The organism is Pseudomonas sivasensis (genome assembly GCF_021391435.1).
Lineage (GTDB): Bacteria > Pseudomonadota > Gammaproteobacteria > Pseudomonadales > Pseudomonadaceae > Aquipseudomonas > Aquipseudomonas sivasensis.
In genome coordinates this window covers 2311532-2327099 of sequence record NZ_CP090029.1, presented here as the reverse complement: position 1 = coordinate 2327099, position 15568 = coordinate 2311532, and the positions used below count along the sequence as shown (strand labels likewise).

The 15568-nt window shown below is 59.6% G+C and carries 14 protein-coding genes; 11 read left to right on the top strand and 3 right to left on the bottom strand.

Annotation, left to right across the window (positions count from 1 at the left end; translation table 11 throughout):
• Positions 1-7: 7 nt before the first annotated feature.
• Positions 8-1504 (top strand): PAS domain S-box protein, encoded by a 1497-nt coding sequence (locus LRO94_RS10605; protein WP_179180081.1) that lies wholly within the window; start codon positions 8-10, stop codon positions 1502-1504.
• A gap of 103 nt (positions 1505-1607) precedes the next feature.
• Positions 1608-1880: a DUF1652 domain-containing protein gene (locus tag LRO94_RS10600; protein ID WP_032886630.1), complete on the top strand. Its 273-nt coding sequence runs from the start codon at positions 1608-1610 to the stop codon at positions 1878-1880.
• On the opposite strand, the gene LRO94_RS10595 is transcribed toward LRO94_RS10600, so the two are convergent.
• The gene (locus LRO94_RS10595; protein WP_032886632.1) at positions 1843-3036 is read right to left on the bottom strand and encodes an MFS transporter; all 1194 of its coding nucleotides are present in this window, start codon (positions 3034-3036) and stop codon (positions 1843-1845) included. The genes LRO94_RS10600 and LRO94_RS10595 overlap by 38 nt on opposite strands.
• A 76-nt stretch (positions 3037-3112) precedes the next feature.
• Positions 3113-3421, bottom strand: coding sequence for an RcnB family protein (locus tag LRO94_RS10590; RefSeq protein WP_032886633.1), 309 nt, complete (start codon positions 3419-3421; stop codon positions 3113-3115).
• A gap of 166 nt (positions 3422-3587) precedes the next feature.
• Between LRO94_RS10590 and LRO94_RS10585 the strand changes: the two genes are divergently transcribed.
• Genes LRO94_RS10585 through LRO94_RS10575 form a run of 3 tightly spaced genes read left to right on the top strand, consistent with a single transcriptional unit; the run spans position 3588 to position 6623 of the window.
• The gene (locus tag LRO94_RS10585) at positions 3588-4145 is read left to right on the top strand and encodes a helix-turn-helix domain-containing protein (protein ID WP_032886635.1); all 558 of its coding nucleotides are present in this window, start codon (positions 3588-3590) and stop codon (positions 4143-4145) included.
• 11 nt (positions 4146-4156) lie between these two features.
• Entirely contained in the window at positions 4157-5503 is a 1347-nt protein-coding gene (locus tag LRO94_RS10580) for a glutamine synthetase family protein (protein ID WP_122753696.1), read from the top strand.
• A gap of 22 nt (positions 5504-5525) precedes the next feature.
• The gene (locus tag LRO94_RS10575; protein ID WP_179179257.1) at positions 5526-6623 is read left to right on the top strand and encodes a DNA alkylation repair protein; all 1098 of its coding nucleotides are present in this window, start codon (positions 5526-5528) and stop codon (positions 6621-6623) included.
• Positions 6624-6759: 136 nt separating this feature from the next.
• Here the strand turns inward: LRO94_RS10575 and LRO94_RS10570 are convergent, their stop codons facing one another.
• Positions 6760-7653, bottom strand: a complete 894-nt coding sequence (locus LRO94_RS10570; RefSeq protein WP_032886642.1) for a LysR family transcriptional regulator — start codon at positions 7651-7653, stop codon at positions 6760-6762.
• 129 nt (positions 7654-7782) lie between these two features.
• Here LRO94_RS10570 and LRO94_RS10565 point away from each other — a divergent pair, with 129 nt between their 5' ends.
• From LRO94_RS10565 to LRO94_RS10540, 6 genes are all read left to right on the top strand, one after another.
• Entirely contained in the window at positions 7783-9429 is a 1647-nt protein-coding gene (locus LRO94_RS10565) for a GMC family oxidoreductase (protein WP_099603175.1), read from the top strand.
• Positions 9430-9494: 65 nt separating this feature from the next.
• A complete protein-coding gene (locus LRO94_RS10560) occupies positions 9495-11117 on the top strand; it encodes an MFS transporter (RefSeq protein WP_032886646.1) in 1623 nt (540 codons plus the stop codon).
• Positions 11118-11343: 226 nt separating this feature from the next.
• Entirely contained in the window at positions 11344-13293 is a 1950-nt protein-coding gene (locus LRO94_RS10555) for a DNA topoisomerase III (RefSeq protein WP_179179258.1), read from the top strand.
• A gap of 130 nt (positions 13294-13423) precedes the next feature.
• Positions 13424-13864 (top strand): CBS domain-containing protein, encoded by a 441-nt coding sequence (locus LRO94_RS10550; protein ID WP_032886648.1) that lies wholly within the window; start codon positions 13424-13426, stop codon positions 13862-13864.
• 9 nt (positions 13865-13873) lie between these two features.
• Complete coding sequence (locus LRO94_RS10545; protein WP_179179259.1) at positions 13874-14719, top strand: NAD-dependent protein deacetylase; 846 nt, start codon at positions 13874-13876, stop codon at positions 14717-14719.
• Positions 14720-15233: 514 nt separating this feature from the next.
• Complete coding sequence (locus LRO94_RS10540; RefSeq protein ID WP_032886651.1) at positions 15234-15563, top strand: hypothetical protein; 330 nt, start codon at positions 15234-15236, stop codon at positions 15561-15563.
• Positions 15564-15568: the final 5 nt, after the last annotated feature.

Here is a 15568-nt window from a genome sequence, read left to right as displayed (position 1 = left end):
AGAAATCATGACCCAGGATGTACTTGCCAAAGAAACCAACCGCCGCCAACTGCAGCAGATTATCTCCGGGCTCTCCGATGGGATTATCCTCGCGGAAGTCGACCAGACCATCCTGTGGGCCAATGAAGCCGCGCTGACCATGCACGGTGTGGATGACGTGGAGGCACTGGGTGCGAACGCCCAGGCCTACGCCGAGCGTTTTACCCTGCGTTATCGCAATAACCATCCCGTACAGCCGGATAGTTACCCATTGGCCCGCGCGGCGGCAGGCGATGAATTCAGCGACGTGGTGGTGGAAGTCACGCCCATCGCCGAGCCGGACAAAACCTGGGTCCACCGCCTGCGCAGCCTTGTGATCACTGACTCCCACGGCGAGCCGGAGTTACTGGTGTTGATCCTCAGCGACGCCACCGAATGGGCCAGCGCCGAGCAGCGCTTCGAAAAAACCTTCAACGCCAACCCCGCGCCCGCGGTGATTTGCCGCTTGAGCGACCTGCGCTACATCAAGGTCAACCAGGGCTTTTTGGAGATGACCGGCCACAACCGCGACCAGGTCATCGGCAAGTCCGTGTATGAACTGGATGTGCTGGAGCAGGCAGAGCGCAAAGACCTGGCCATCCAGCGCTTGGGCGAAGGCGCGACTATCCCGCAGATGCAGGCCGAACTGAAACTGCCCGAAGGCGGCAGCAAACTGGTGATCGTCGCCGGCCAGCCGCTGGACATGAACGAAGAAGACTGCATGCTGTTTTCGTTCACCGACCTTGAGCCTCGACGCAAGGCCGAAGTGGCCCTGCGCCAAAGTGAAGAACGTTTCGCCAAGTCGTTCCGCCTTACGCCGGTGCCCACGTTGGTGTGTAACGCCGCTAACCGCCAGGTGGTGGACGTCAACGAAGCCTTTATGAACATCACTGGCTATATCAGCGAAGAACTGATCGGTAAGTCCATCGAAGACATCGACTTTATCGACAGCCCCCAGGCAGGCACACAGTTGTTCACCACCCTGGAAAAAGCCGGCAACCTGGATGGCCAGGACCTCAAGGTGCGCAAAAAGGGCAACGAAGTGATCGACTGCGTGGTTTCCGCCGACACCGTGATCATCCAGGACGTGCCCTGCTACCTGCTGGTGCTGATGAACATCACCGAACGCAAGCGCTCGGAACTGGAGTTGGTGGCGGCCATCGAGGAAGTGATGCAGGACGCCTCTTGGTTCAGCCAGACCCTGATCGAAAAGCTGGCTAACGCCAAGAGCGTCAACAGCCCCAACCTGCCTAACGTCAGCTTCACCGACCTCACCGCCCGCGAGCGCGATGTGCTGGGCTTGATCTGTGAAGGACTGGCCGACAAAGAGATCGCCTCACGCCTGAAACTGGCGCCCAACACCGTGCGCAACCACGTGGCCACGGTGTACTCCAAATTGGGGGTGCACAGCCGCAGCGCGGCCATCGTTTGGGCCCGCGAACGCGGGCTGTTCGCGAGTGAACTGCGCCTGAAAAACAAGCCCTGACAGTGCAAATGCACTAGTGCAGCTAGTGCGAATTCAACTTATGGCGGGGCGGCGTAAGCAATAACCTTCAAGGCATCGAACTGGATGCCCTGAAGGAACACGCATGTTTACCCTCGCCCAACTGCGAAATTGCATCGAAGAAGGCCTGTCGCCACTGACCTGCGAGTTCACCCTGTGCCGGGATGCGTCCTTGACCCTCAAGGTCTACGACGCCGATACCGGCCGGGTTGATCTGGTGGTTACCGGGATCAGCACCAACCGGCTGCAGACCCCGATAGAAGTGGAAAAAATGGTGGAAGAACTGCGCTACGAACTGCAGTGCAACACCATGGGCAAGCTCACGCTGAATGACTTCCCTTCAACGACGAACCAATGAAATAGAACACACCGCCGGCCACGATAAACATCCCCAGCATGTAGAACATCGTGTGGGCCGGCAGGTTGGCCAGTACCAGCCCACACAACACCGGCCCCAGGGCTGCGCCGAGGTTGGACAGGTTCTGCGCGCCGTAGTACATGCCCCTCAAATGGTCCGGGGCAATCCGGTCGATAAACATGTATTCGGCCGGGAACACGATAATCTCCCCCACCGTGAACACCGCCATTGCCAGCACCCACCACAGCACGCTGGTGGACAGCGCAAAGCCGATCAGCCCCAACATGAACATGCTCAAGCCGAAGATGAGCCACTGGCTCAAATAACGGTGTGATATGCGCCGGCCGATCACATATTGCAAAGCGATCACCATCACCGCGTTGGTGGTGAGCACGGCGCTGATCACGGTGTAAGTGTGTTGCGCTGTGGTGGTGATCACCAGGTACTGCGACAGGTAGGCCGTGAACTGGCCGAACACGACTGCACTGAGCACACCGCCCATCGTGAAGCACACCAGCCGACGGTCCTGCAGCAATACACGGCCAACGGCAAGAAACGACACTGGCTTTTGCGCCACGTCCACTGTGGTTAGCGTGCGATCGCCCCAGCGCCAATACAGCAGGAAAAACCCCGCCCCCAGCAGCGCCGATAACATAAACGGCAGGCTGATATCCATCTTCGCCACCATCGCACCGAAAAACGGCCCGACCGCGTAGCCAATGTTGGTAAGGGTGTACTTGATGGAAAACACTTCGCTGCGCGCGTCTTCCGGCAGCAGGCTCGCAAAGCCGGCCTTCACCGCAATATCGATGACCGCGTACGCAAGGTTGATCAGGATCAGGCAGCTATAAAACGTCCAGATGTTCTGCGCCACCAGCGTGCCAATAAACCCCAGCACAAACAGCACGCTCATCCAGAGCAATAACCGATAGCTGTTGATGCGGTCGACTAGAAAACCGCCATACACGCTGAGCAGCGAGCCGACGATCAACGAGCTGCCGATCACCAGGCCAACTTGCGTGATGTCGAGGGTGAAATGATGGGTGAGGTAGATCACCAAGTAGGGAAACGTAATCGCCTTGGCCAGCGTCAGCAGCAACGTGGCGCTCAGCAACAGGTTAACGGTGCGGGGGTAGTTTTTTATTGTGGCAAGCATCCTGCTCTCATTCTTTGAAGGTAACGCGACCATTGCGGTCGGCTACCTTAACGCAAGAACAAGGCAAAAAGGAGGGTCACTTCTTGACGGGTGTGATCTCCAGAATGGTGCCGTTGGTGGTCTTGAGCAGTACGTATTTATCGCCCACCCGCGCCCATTGGCTTTCGTCCTCGGGCTGCTTGAGACCGCGCTTTTTCCAGTCGCTCACGGCCGACTCCTTGCGCATCAGAATATCCGGCGCGCGATCGCCTTCTTTCAGGTCACGGGTGTTGATGTTGGAAGGTTGCACAGTTTCCTGAGGCGTATCACCGGCCTGTACCACAAAGCTGGCGGTGGACAGGCTGGCGGCGACCAACAGGCAGGCAGCTAGGGTTTTAGACTTCATGGGTGCTCCTTCAATTAATGACACGTACCCAGGTTCGGACCGCGAGGGTTGGCAATCATTCAGCAAAGAACGCTGCTTAAAGACATCTACCGACGACTTCACCGCCCCCATTGCCTCCATGAAATAAAACCTGTAATTTTTCATGAAATTTCTCGATATAAATTTCATGAACCAGCAAGAAGAACTCGACGCCCTGGCGATCCTGATCCACGACCTGCGCAAGCACAAGAAGCTGACCCTCGCCCAACTCGCGCAAAAGATCGAGCGCTCGGTAGGCTTTCTGTCACAGGTGGAACGCGGCCTGTCACGTCCGACCGTGGCGGACCTCACTGCCATCAGCCACGCCCTCGACGTGCCCACCACGTATTTCTACAGCCAGCCCAAACCCAAGGCCATTGACTGGATCACGCGCCCCAACGAGCGGCGCACGGTGTATTACGCCAATGGCATCACCGACATCCTGGTCTCCCCCAGCATGAACGGCGCGTTTTCGATGCTCGACAGCCTGCTTGCTCCCGGTGCCAACAGTGGTGAGCAGACCATGAGCGACCGCGCCGAGCAGGCCGGTTTTGTGCTGGAGGGTGAATTAACACTGTGGGTCGAAGGCGAGGCCGATTCGGTCACCCTCGGCCCTGGCGACAGCTTCCACCTCGCCAGCTTTGCCCATTGCCGCTACGCCAACTTGACTGACCTGCCCGCCCGCGTGTTGTGGGTTTACAACTAGGAGCTGCACCCGTGAAAAGCCATGCCGCCACGTTACTGGCCGAAGTACGGACCTTTCGCCAGAACCACCCCGACGTGCGCTACGTCGACCTGATCGCCCTGGACATCCCCGGGCATTTCTACGGCAAGCGTTATCCCATAGAAATGCTGGAAAAGGTCGCCTCCGGCAGCCCGCTGAAGTTGCCACAGAACGCGGTGCTGCTGGGCGCTCAGGGCGGGTTGTTCAAGATCGGCGATTACTGCTTCAACGACGGTGACCCAGACGCCAACCGCCGCCTGGTGCCGGGCACGCTCAAGCCGGTGAACTGGGAATCGCAGCCCTTGGGCCAGATGTTGATCACCTCGGACGGTACCGACGCGCCGATCGAGTTCGAACCTCGCGAAGTCTTGGCCAAGGTGTTGGAACGCCTGCACCACAAAGGTATTCACCCGGTGGTGGCCTTCGAGCTGGAGTTCTATCTATTCGACAAGAAACTCGACAACGGCCTGCCGCAATTTGCCCGCGACCCACTGAGCGATGACGCCGACGACCAGCCCAACCTGCATATCGAACGGCTGTCACGCTTCAACGATGTACTCGACGATATGGCCCAGACCGCCAAGGACCAGGGCATCGACATCACGGTGATCACTGCCGAACTCGGCCCCGGCCAGTTCGAGATCAACTTCGGTCACCTCGACGACGGCCTGCGCGCCGCCGACTGGGCCGCCCTGTTCTGTCGCAGCACCCGGGGCGTGGCACTCAAACACGGCTACCGCGCCAGTTTCATGGCCAAGCCCTACCTGCAATTTCCCGGCAGCGGCATGCACGTGCATGTCAGCCTCTACGACGGCGCGGGCAACAACCTGCTGGCGGCGCATCAGCAACAACCGCTGCGCCATGCGGTGGCCGGCTGCCTGGAATTACTGCCCCATTGCATGCCGATCTTCTCGCCCAACCACAACGCTTTCCGCCGCCTGGGCGGCACGGTCAACGCTGCCACCCGCGCCTGCTGGGGGTTTGAAGACCGCGACGCGTGCGTGCGCATCCCTGAGTCTGACCCACGCAACCTGCGCATCGAACATCGCCTGGCCAGCGCCGACGCCAACCCGTATTTGGTGCTGGCGGCGATCCTCGTCGGTTTGGAACATGGCCTGGAAGCCAAACAGGAGCCCATCGCGCCACTGAACGAGGACCGCGCCAGCGGCACCGACTTCCCAGTGGAAATGCTTGATGCCGTGCGCGCCATGCAGCATCAGCCAGTATTGCGCGATAAGCTGGGCGCCGAATTTGTCGACGTGTACTGCGAGAACAAACGCCAGGATCACCTGGCCTTCCAGCAAGAGATCCACGCGCGGGAATACCGCTGGTTTCTCTGACTCAACCGCCATGGAATCACCGATGACCGACCAAAGTGCCCCGGCCCTCAAGGAAATCTTCAACGTCGAACGCCTGCAACACATCGCCACTGAAATGACGGCGGTGTATCCCGCGTTCGACGCCAAAGGTTTCCTCAAACACGCCACCGCCGGGCTGGACGAGTTGTCGGTGATGCAGCGCATGGCACGGGTCAGCGAAAGCCTGCGCGCGGTGATCCCCCTGGATTACCCCAAAAGCCTCAAACTGCTTTACGCCCTGGCGCCACGCCTGAACAGTGGATTTGTCAGCCTGTTTCTACCGCACTACGTGGCAAGTTACGGCCTGGCTGACTTCGAGCGCTCCATGGCGGCGCTCAAGTACTTCACCACCTTTGGCTCGGCCGAGTTCGCGATAAGACACTTCTTGCTGCACGACTTCGAACGCTCCCTGGCAGTGATGCAGGCGTGGTCGCTGGATGACAACGACCACGTACGCCGCCTGGCCAGCGAAGGCTCGCGGCCCCGTTTGCCATGGTCGTTTCGCCTGACCGAAGTGCAGGCCAACCCAGCGTTATGCGCCTCGATCCTCGACAACCTAAAGGCCGATCCGAGCCTCTACGTGCGCAAGTCCGTGGCCAATCACCTCAACGACATCACCAAGGACCATCCGGAATGGGTGCTCAGCCTGATCGAAGGCTGGAATCTGGATAACCCGCACACGGCCTGGATTGCACGTCATGCGCTGCGCAGCCTGATCAAACAGGGCAACCCCCGTGCGCTGACCATCATGGGCGCCGGCGCCAGGGCCGAGGTGAAGCTCCATAACTTGAGCGTGACGCCGGCGGTGATCAATCTGGGCGAGCGGATTAACCTGTCGTTCAGCCTGGAATCCACCGCGGCCACTGCGCAAAAACTGGTGGTGGATTACGCCATCGACTATGTAAAAAGCGCCGGACATAGCGCGAGCAAGGTGTTCAAGCTCAAGGCGTTTACGCTGGGCGCGGGAGAACGACACAGCCTGCGCCGCGAGCAACATATTCGTGAACTGACTACACGCAAGCACTATCCCGGTCGGCATAGGGTGCATGTCATGGTGAATGGAGAAAGGCTCGGCAGCGCTGAATTCGAATTGCGCGATTAACCCGATGTTTAGCCAACACCGCCGATCAATGTGGGAAGGGGCTTGCCCCCGATAGCGGTGTATCAGCCAGGCCATCTGGCGACCGGCCCACCGCTACCGAGAGCAAGCCCACTCCCACAGTTTTGCTTCGGTTTCTTCAGGTCGACTCGCCGAGCAACAGTGGCTGCTCCCGCGCGCACAACTCCACCACGTAATCCCACAACACCCGCAGCCGCACCGACTTGTGCAGCTCCCTGCGCGAGCTGATCCAGTAGCTGCGCTGGATCCCCTCCCCCGGCAGCAACGCGACCAGCTCCGGATCGCCGGCTGCCATGAAGCACGGCAACACCGCAATGCCCAATCCGGAGCGCGCAGCCTGGTGTTGTGCGATCACGCTGGTGCTGTGAAACACCACTTTGGGGTTACGGCAGAAGCTGCTGAGGAATTTCAGCTCCTGGCTGAACAACAGGTCGTCGACGTAATCGATCCAGGAATGGGCAGCGAGGTCTTCGCGTTTTTCGATGGCAGGGTTGCGGTCCAGGTAAGCGCGGCTGGCGTAAAGGGCCAGGCGGTAATCGGTGAGTTTGCGGGTGACCAGTTGGTCGACGCTGGGGCGTTCGAGGTGGATGCTGATTTCCGCTTCGCGATTGAGGATGCTGACAAAGCGCGGCACCGCCACCAGTTCCACTTCCAATCCCGGATAACGTTCAAACAGCCCGCCCATGCGACTGGCGAGAAACATCACGCCCAGGCCTTCAGCCACGCCGAGGCGGATCTTGCCCAGCGGCGCGGCGGAATGCGTGAGTTCGTCTTCGGCCAGCAGCGCAACGTTTTCCATGGCTTCAGCGTGTTTGAGCAGGGCCTCGCCCGAAGGCGTCAGTTCGTAGCCCTGGGCGTGTTGCACGAAAAGCGCGGTGCCGAGGCTTTTTTCGATGGCCTCGATATGCCGGGCCACGGTGGCGTGGGTGGTTTTCAGGCGCTGCGCGGCAGTAAGCAGACGACCACTGCGTTGGAGCTCAAGAAAGAACCGTAGGTCATTCCAGTCGAACATATCGCCTCCATTCAATCAGCCAGGGCAACGCTGTTTAAAAACGCACAGCAGCTGGGTAAAAACTAACATTTTTAAGACGAAAACTAACAACTAGGATGGAACCAATAAGAAAAACAAGCGAGGCCTCAGATGCCCATTGCAGCTGCACAATACGATTACGTGGTAGTAGGTGCCGGCCCCGCAGGCTGCCTGCTGGCCAATCGACTGTCCGCCAACCCTGCCCACCGCGTGCTCCTGCTCGAAGCCGGTGGCCGCGACAATTACCCCTGGATCCACATCCCCGTCGGCTACCTCTTCTGCATCGGCAACCCACGCACCGACTGGTGCTTCAAGACCGAAGCCCAGGAAGGCCTGCAAGGCCGTGCCCTGAGTTACCCGCGCGGCAAGGTGCTGGGCGGCTGCTCATCCATCAACGGCATGATCTACATGCGCGGCCAGGCCCAGGATTACGACGGCTGGGCGGCGCAAGGTAACCCGGGCTGGGCCTGGAAAGATGTGCTGCCACTGTTCAAGCAGAGCGAAAACCACTTTGCCGGTGGCTCGGAATTCCACAGCGACGGCGGTGAATGGCGGGTCGAGCAGCAGCGCCTGTCGTGGCCGATCCTGGATGCATTTCGTGAGGCGGCAGCGCAAAGCGGCATCGCCGCTATCAATGACTTCAACCAGGGCGATAACGAAGGCTGCGGTTACTTCCAGGTCAACCAGAAAGCCGGCGTGCGCTGGAACGCGGCCAAGGCGTTTCTCAAGCCTATCCGCCAACGTCCCAACCTCACCGTGCTGACAGAAGTCGAAGTCGACCGCGTGGTCCTGGAAAACGGTCGCGCTTCGGCGGTGGTCGGGCGTCAAAACGGTCAGCAGATGAGTTGGAAAGCGTGCAAGGAGATCGTGCTGTGCGCCGGTTCCGTGGGCTCGCCAGGCATTCTGCAACGTTCAGGCATCGGCCCATCCAGCGTACTCAAGCCTCTGGGCATTGATGTGCTGCATGAACTGCCTGGCGTTGGCGGCAACTTGCAGGATCACCTGCAACTGCGGCTGATCTACAAGCTGGAAAAAGCCCGCACCCTGAACCAGATCGCCGGCACCGTGTGGGGCAAAATGGGCATGGGACTGCGCTACCTGTACGACCGCAGCGGCCCGCTGTCGATGGCGCCCAGTCAGCTCGGCGCGTTTGCCCGCTCCGGCCCGGAACAAACCTCGGCCAACCTCGAATACCACGTGCAGCCGCTATCCCTGGAGCGCTTCGGCGAGCCGCTTCACGCGTTCCCGGCATTCACCGCCTCGGTGTGTGATCTGCGTCCGCAAAGCCGTGGCCGTATTGATATCCGCTCGGCAAACCCGGCGGATGCGCCGCTGATACAACCCAACTACCTCAGCCATCCGCAAGACTTGCGCGTGGCCGCCGACGCGATTCGCCTGACCCGACGCATCGTCGCTGCCCCCGCCCTGAGCCAGTTCAAGCCGGTGGAGTATCTGCCCGGTGACTCGCTGCAAACCGAGGAGGAACTGCACGAAGCCGCCGCCCGTATCGGCACCACGATTTTCCACCCGGTGGGCACTTGCCGCATGGGCAGCGACAAAGACGCCGTGGTCGATGCGCAACTGCGGGTGCATGGCGTGCCCGGCCTGCGCATCGCCGATGCCTCGATCATGCCGCGCATTACGTCCGGCAATACCTGTTCACCGACGCTGATGATCGCGGAAAAGGCCGCGCAGCTGATCCTTTCGCCGAACACAAGGAGTCTCGCCCCGGAGAAAGAACTGGTTCATGCAATCTGAATAGCGGCGCCAAACCTGGCGCCGACAGTGGAACAACAATAAATAATCACTGTGAGGGCTACCCGATGTCAGAACACGCTCAAACCCTGGGCTCGACGAGAGACGCGAGCGCCAGCAACGACTCCAAAAAGGTCATCTTCGCCTCGTCCCTTGGGACGGTGTTCGAGTGGTATGACTTTTTCCTCTACGGCGCGCTGGCGGCCGTGATCAGCAAGCAGTTCTTTGCCGGGGTCAACGACACCACGGCATTTATCTTTGCCTTGATGGCCTTTGCAGCCGGCTTTGTGGTGCGCCCGTTCGGCGCGCTGGTGTTCGGCCGTCTGGGCGATATGATCGGGCGCAAGTACACGTTTCTGGTGACTATCATCCTGATGGGTGTCGCCACCTTCTGCGTCGGTTTGCTGCCGACCTACGCCAGCATCGGCATTGCGGCGCCGATCATTCTCATCGTGCTGCGCATGCTGCAAGGCCTGGCGTTGGGCGGTGAATACGGCGGCGCGGCGACCTATGTGGCCGAGCATGCACCCGCTGGCAAACGTGGCTTCCATACCAGCTGGATTCAGTCCACCGCTACCCTCGGCCTGCTGCTGTCGCTGCTGGTGGTGCTGGCCTGCCGCTACTTCACCGGCGACCAGTTCGAAGTGTGGGGCTGGCGCATTCCGTTCCTGTTTTCCATCGTACTGCTGGGCATTTCCACATGGATCCGCATGAGCCTCCACGAGTCGCCGGCCTTCCTGAAGATGAAAGAGGAAGGCAAGGCCAGCAAGGCGCCGATCCGCGAGTCCTTCGGCAAATGGGAAAACCTCAAGGTCGTGCTGATTGCGCTGTTCAGCATTAACGGCGGGCAAGCGGTGACCTTCTACGCGGCGCAGTTTTACGTGCTGTTCTTCCTCACCCAATTCCTGAAGATGGACCCGGCATTGGCCAACATGCTGCTGATCATCAGCGTGGTGATCGGCGCGCCGTTCTTTATCTTCTTTGGCTGGCTGTCGGACAAAGTCGGGCGCAAGCCGGTGCTGATGCTCGGCCTGCTGCTGGCTACCTTGCTGTACTTCCCGATCTTCAAGAGCCTGGCGCACTACACCAACCCGGCGATGGACCAGGCCAGTACCCAGGCCCCGATCACCGTACTGGCCGACCCAGCCACCTGTACCTTCCAATTCGACCCCGTGGGCAAGGCAAAATTTGACAGCCCGTGCGACAAGGTCAAGACCTTCCTGGTCAAGCAAGGCCTGCCCTACAGCAGCGCCGCCGCCCCCGCCGGCAGCCCGGTGCAGGTGAGCGTGGGCGACGTGCGTATCGACGGTTTTGACGAAAAAGCCCTGCGTGGCGCGGTAACCTTGGCCGGTTACCCGACTTCGGCGGATGTGGCTCAGGTCAACAAAGTCATGGTAGTGGTACTGATCGTTGCGCTGATCCTGATCGCGGCCATGTGCTACGGCCCGCTGGCTGCCCTGATGGTGGAACTGTTCCCGACGCGTATCCGCTACACCTCGATGTCACTGCCATACCACATCGGTAACGGCTGGTTTGGCGGGTTCCTGCCGACCGTGTCGTTTGCGCTGGTGGTGTACACAGGGGATATTTTCTACGGCTTGTGGTACCCGGTGGTGATTACCGGGGTGAGCCTGATTGTCGGGCTGTTCTTCCTCAAAGAAACGCGGCATGTGGATATCGATAACAACTGATCTACAGAACGGCGACAGTCCCCTGTGGGAGGGGACTTGCTCCCGATAACAGTGGTTCCGTCGCCGTTGCAGTGACTGATAGACCACAATCGGGAGCAACCCTCCTCGCACATTGGCTTCGCAGTGCTCACATAATTTGCTGTATATCCATCCAGATAAAGGTTGATCAAATCCCTTCTTTTGCCCATTCTGCTCCCCATTCATCTGTGTAACGAATGGGCTGACCATGCGGCTGTACCTCTGTGAAAAACCCTCCCAGGCCAAGGACATCGCGGCCGTGCTCGGCGCCAGTCGCCGGGGCGACGGCTGCTGGCTGGGCAATGGGGTCACCGTCACCTGGTGCATCGGCCATCTGCTGGAAACCGCTCCGCCCGATGCCTATGACGCCAAGTACAAGCGCTGGGTACTGGCCGACCTGCCAATCGTCCCGGAAAAATGGAAGATGCTGGTCAAGCCCAAGACCGCCAGCCAGTTCAAGGCGGTCAAGCGCCTGCTGGGGGAAGCGCAGGAGTTGGTGATTGCCACCGACGCCGACCGCGAGGGCGAGATGATCGCCCGGGAGCTGGTGGAACACTGTCGTTATCGCGGGCCGATCCAGCGTTTGTGGCTGTCGGCACTGGATGACGCCTCCATTCGCAAAGCCCTGGCGGCGCTCAAGCCGGGTGCAGAGACGTTCAGCCTGTATCACTCGGCCCTGGGGCGCTCCCGCGCCGACTGGCTGATCGGTATGAACATGAGTCGCCTGTTTACGCTCCTTGGGCGTCAGTCCGGTTATCAAGGTGTGCTGCCGGTGGGTCGGGTGCAAACCCCGACTTTGCGTCTGGTGGTGGACCGCGATCGCAGCATCGCCGATTTCGTCCCCGTGGCTTATTGGGCCATCGATGTGGACTTGCGCCACGAACGCATGACCTTCACCGCCCAATGGCGGGCTGCCGAAGATGCCTGCGACGACCAAGGCCGCTGCCTGAACCCGCAACTTGCCCGAGAAGCCGCCGATGCCATGACCCGCGCCTCCAGCGCACGCCTGGTAAAACTGCGAACCGAACGCATGCGCGAAGTGGCGCCCCTGCCCTTCGACCTGGGCACCTTGCAGGAAATCTGCTCCAAGAAGCTCGGCCTCGGCGCCCAGGAAACCCTGGACATCGCCCAATCCCTCTACGAAACCCACAAAGTCATCACCTACCCGCGCAGTGATTGCGGCTACCTGCCGGTGAGCCAACACAGCGACGCACCAAAGATTCTCGCCGCACTGGGCCGTGCCGATACGGCAGTCAACGAGCTGATGCCCCATATCGACCCCCAACGCCGCTCGCGGGCCTGGAACGACGCCAAGGTCAGCGCTCACCACGGCATCATCCCCACGGGCGCTGGCAAGGACGTCGGGCAACTCACCGGTAAACATCGCGCGGTGTACACGCTGATTCGTGCGCGCTACCTGGCGCAGTTCCTGCCCAACCATGAATACGATCGCACTCAGGCGGATTTCGACTGCGCAGGTTTCGCATTGCGCGCGGTCGGCAAAGTCGTGATAGAGCCAGGCTGGAAGCGCGCCCTGCCCGAAGCGTTGGCGCCGACCAGAGGCCGTGAGACACCTGCGCCACAGGCCTTACCGACGCTGACACAGGGCCAGGACTACGCAGTGGACAAGGTCAACCTCAAGGATTTGTGGACTCAGCCGCCCAAACCCTTTACCGAAGGCGACCTGATCAAGGCAATGAAAAACGTCGCCAAACTGGTGGAAGACCCGCTCCTCAAGCAAAAACTCAAGGACACCACTGGTATCGGCACTGAAGCGACCCGCGCCGGGATTATCCAGGGTTTGCTTGATCGAGGTTACCTGGTGAAGAACGGCAAGGCGCTGTCGGCTACCCCGGCGGCGTTCAGCCTGATCGACGCAGTGCCCCGCGCCATCGCCGACCCCGGCACCACCGCAATCTGGGAACAAGCGCTGGACATGGTGCAAAGCGGCGAAATGAGCCTGGAAGAGTTCGTCGCCAAGCAGGCGGCCTGGATGAGCAAACAAGTGGCGCGATGCAATGGTATGCGCATGACCATCACCGGTCCGGCGAGCCCCGCAGGTCGAGGCACAGCCCCGTGGAAAAAGAAACGCACAAGCGCCCCCCGCAAGACCGCTACCGGACCAAAGCGCGCCAAAAAGCCGACAACTGCGGGGTAAACCGCAAAAAAATCCGGCGAATGACGTTTTTCGACGGGTTTAACGCCGCTTTGGACCTTGCTCCCGCGCAGGCCGTCTAGGATTCTTTAGGGCACCTTGACTACCTGATAACAACACCGGAGTGGCCGCCATGAAAACTGTCGCAGAAGTACTCAAAGCCAAGGATCTTAAAAACCAGGACGTCCACACCATCCAATGGGACCATACCGTGTTTGAAGCGCTGGTGCGGATGTCGGAGAAAAACGTCGGGGCCTTGCCGGTCGTCAAGGAAGGCGTGGTGGTGGGGATCATCAGCGAGCGCGATTACGCACGTAAGCTCATTCTCAAAGGTCTATCGTCGGTAACGACGCGGGTCGATGAAGTTATGAGTTCGCCGGTGATATGCGTCGACCCTCACAAAAAGGTCGATGAGTGCATGAATATCATGACCGACAGTCACCTTCGCCACCTGCCTGTGGTCGAAGAAGGTCAGCTGTTGGGCCTGCTGTCCATCGGCGATCTGGTGAAGGAAGCCATTGCCGACCAGGCAGACCTGATTAAACAGCTGGAGCAGTACATCCGCGGCGAATAGGGAGACCCCATGCTCGACAGCCAGGAACACCAGGAAGACCACCTCGACATCCTGCTCCAGGCCATGGCCGAACGGCGCTTTCTGGTGCTGACCGGTGCAGGGATCAGTACGTCATCGGGAATTCCCGATTACCGCGACAGCGAGGGCGTGCGCCGAGGCAAGGCACCGATGATGTACCAGGAGTTCCTGGCCACGCCACAGGCTCGTCGCCGTTACTGGGCACGCGCGATGTTGGGGTGGCCAAGGGTACGCATTGCCACGCCGAACAAAGCGCACATGGCGCTGGCGACGCTGCAGCAACGCCAGCGCATCAGCGGGCTGATCACGCAAAACGTCGACATGCTGCATGACCAAGCCGGTAGCCACGACGTGATCGAACTGCATGGCAGCCTGCACAGGGTGCTATGCCTGGACTGTCAGCAGCGCAGTGATCGCAACGTCATCCAACGGTTGATGGAAGCCGAGAACCCCTATCTGGCGGGCGTTGATGCCGTTCAAGCGCCGGATGGCGATACCCTCCTCGACCCTGCGTTTGAAGAGCGCTTCCAAGTTCCCCGATGCCCCTATTGCCACGGTCAACGACTCAAGCCGGACGTAGTGTTTTTCGGTGAAAACGTCGCCACGGCAACGGCCGCCGCAGCGATGGCTGCGGTGGAACATGCCGAGGGGTTGCTGGTAGTAGGATCGTCGCTGATGGCCTATTCGGCATTTCGTCTGTGCAAGGCAATGGTCGAGCAAGGCAAACCGGTGATCGCCATCAACCTGGGCAAGACCCGTGGGGATGAGTTGTTGCAGATGAAGGTCCAAGCGTCGTGCGAGGTGCTGCTGCCCTTGCTGGCAGAACGGCTTATCTGAAGTGTGGAACGCTCACCTCTGGAATGCTCGCCACCAAAGCCTTCGGAAATCGAACCAAACCTCCAAAAAGTGACGCCCAAGTCACGTTATCCCGCATTTCCCCGTCCCCACAACGATTTATGTAGTGAATAAAAATAATCACTACATAACCGTTGACGTAACCTTTTTGTCCTTGCATTATCGAGACGTCTCCCGGATCGGGAGCGTTGGTAACAAGCGTTTTGAAAGAGCTCGTCTGACCGCCGAGCTGTTTTTTCCGGATGTGCACTGCCCACAAGGCAGATTGATGAAGCTGACCCACCCCGGAGGGATGGGTACAAGGAGCTCAAACGCTGCTTGTCTTCGTTATGAAACCATTGCGTAGCAGTTCATCAGCAAGACTACATGCATCAGGTTCAAGACCCTGCCCGTACTCGGCAGACCGTCACTGACGCCCGGTTTTCAGAACCGGAGACAACTAAGCAGTTTTAACGGAATTAACTGATAGATCGCCAACTGGTCAAGGGGCTTACACATGAATCTGAACAACCAACCAACTATCGATGAATTGGCTGAGATGTTCGCAGCGCAGAAAGACACACTCGACGACCATATCTTGTGGATTGGCAAATCGGGCGAAGTGCAACTTGACTGCCTGGAGCCCAATACCGAAGAAGCCGAGTTTGACCGCAACAACCGTGAACTGGCAGCGCGCCTGAAGGTGTACCGCCGTGGCCAGGGTTATGTCGGCAAGAAGGCCGCGGCTGATCGCAACTTTATCGAGCAGGTCTTTCATACACTCAATACCGAATGGCAGAACCTTAAAGGCCAATCGCAAGTAAAAGTGATTGATAGATACTGCTGATCACT

What these genes read in the sequence shown, in the direction of transcription:
- LRO94_RS10605 (WP_179180081.1), top strand. Translation starts at nt 8, where the DNA reads ATGACCCAGGATGTACTTGCCAAAGAAACCAACCGCCGCCAACTGCAG.
- LRO94_RS10600 (WP_032886630.1), top strand. Translation starts at nt 1,608, where the DNA reads ATGTTTACCCTCGCCCAACTGCGAAATTGCATCGAAGAAGGCCTGTCG.
- LRO94_RS10595 (WP_032886632.1), bottom strand. Translation starts at nt 3,036, where the DNA reads ATGCTTGCCACAATAAAAAACTACCCCCGCACCGTTAACCTGTTGCTG.
- LRO94_RS10590 (WP_032886633.1), bottom strand. Translation starts at nt 3,421, where the DNA reads ATGAAGTCTAAAACCCTAGCTGCCTGCCTGTTGGTCGCCGCCAGCCTG.
- LRO94_RS10585 (WP_032886635.1), top strand. Translation starts at nt 3,588, where the DNA reads ATGAACCAGCAAGAAGAACTCGACGCCCTGGCGATCCTGATCCACGAC.
- LRO94_RS10575 (WP_179179257.1), top strand. Translation starts at nt 5,526, where the DNA reads ATGACCGACCAAAGTGCCCCGGCCCTCAAGGAAATCTTCAACGTCGAA.
- LRO94_RS10570 (WP_032886642.1), bottom strand. Translation starts at nt 7,653, where the DNA reads ATGTTCGACTGGAATGACCTACGGTTCTTTCTTGAGCTCCAACGCAGT.
- LRO94_RS10565 (WP_099603175.1), top strand. Translation starts at nt 7,783, where the DNA reads ATGCCCATTGCAGCTGCACAATACGATTACGTGGTAGTAGGTGCCGGC.
- LRO94_RS10560 (WP_032886646.1), top strand. Translation starts at nt 9,495, where the DNA reads ATGTCAGAACACGCTCAAACCCTGGGCTCGACGAGAGACGCGAGCGCC.
- LRO94_RS10555 (WP_179179258.1), top strand. Translation starts at nt 11,344, where the DNA reads ATGCGGCTGTACCTCTGTGAAAAACCCTCCCAGGCCAAGGACATCGCG.
- LRO94_RS10550 (WP_032886648.1), top strand. Translation starts at nt 13,424, where the DNA reads ATGAAAACTGTCGCAGAAGTACTCAAAGCCAAGGATCTTAAAAACCAG.
- LRO94_RS10545 (WP_179179259.1), top strand. Translation starts at nt 13,874, where the DNA reads ATGCTCGACAGCCAGGAACACCAGGAAGACCACCTCGACATCCTGCTC.
- LRO94_RS10540 (WP_032886651.1), top strand. Translation starts at nt 15,234, where the DNA reads ATGAATCTGAACAACCAACCAACTATCGATGAATTGGCTGAGATGTTC.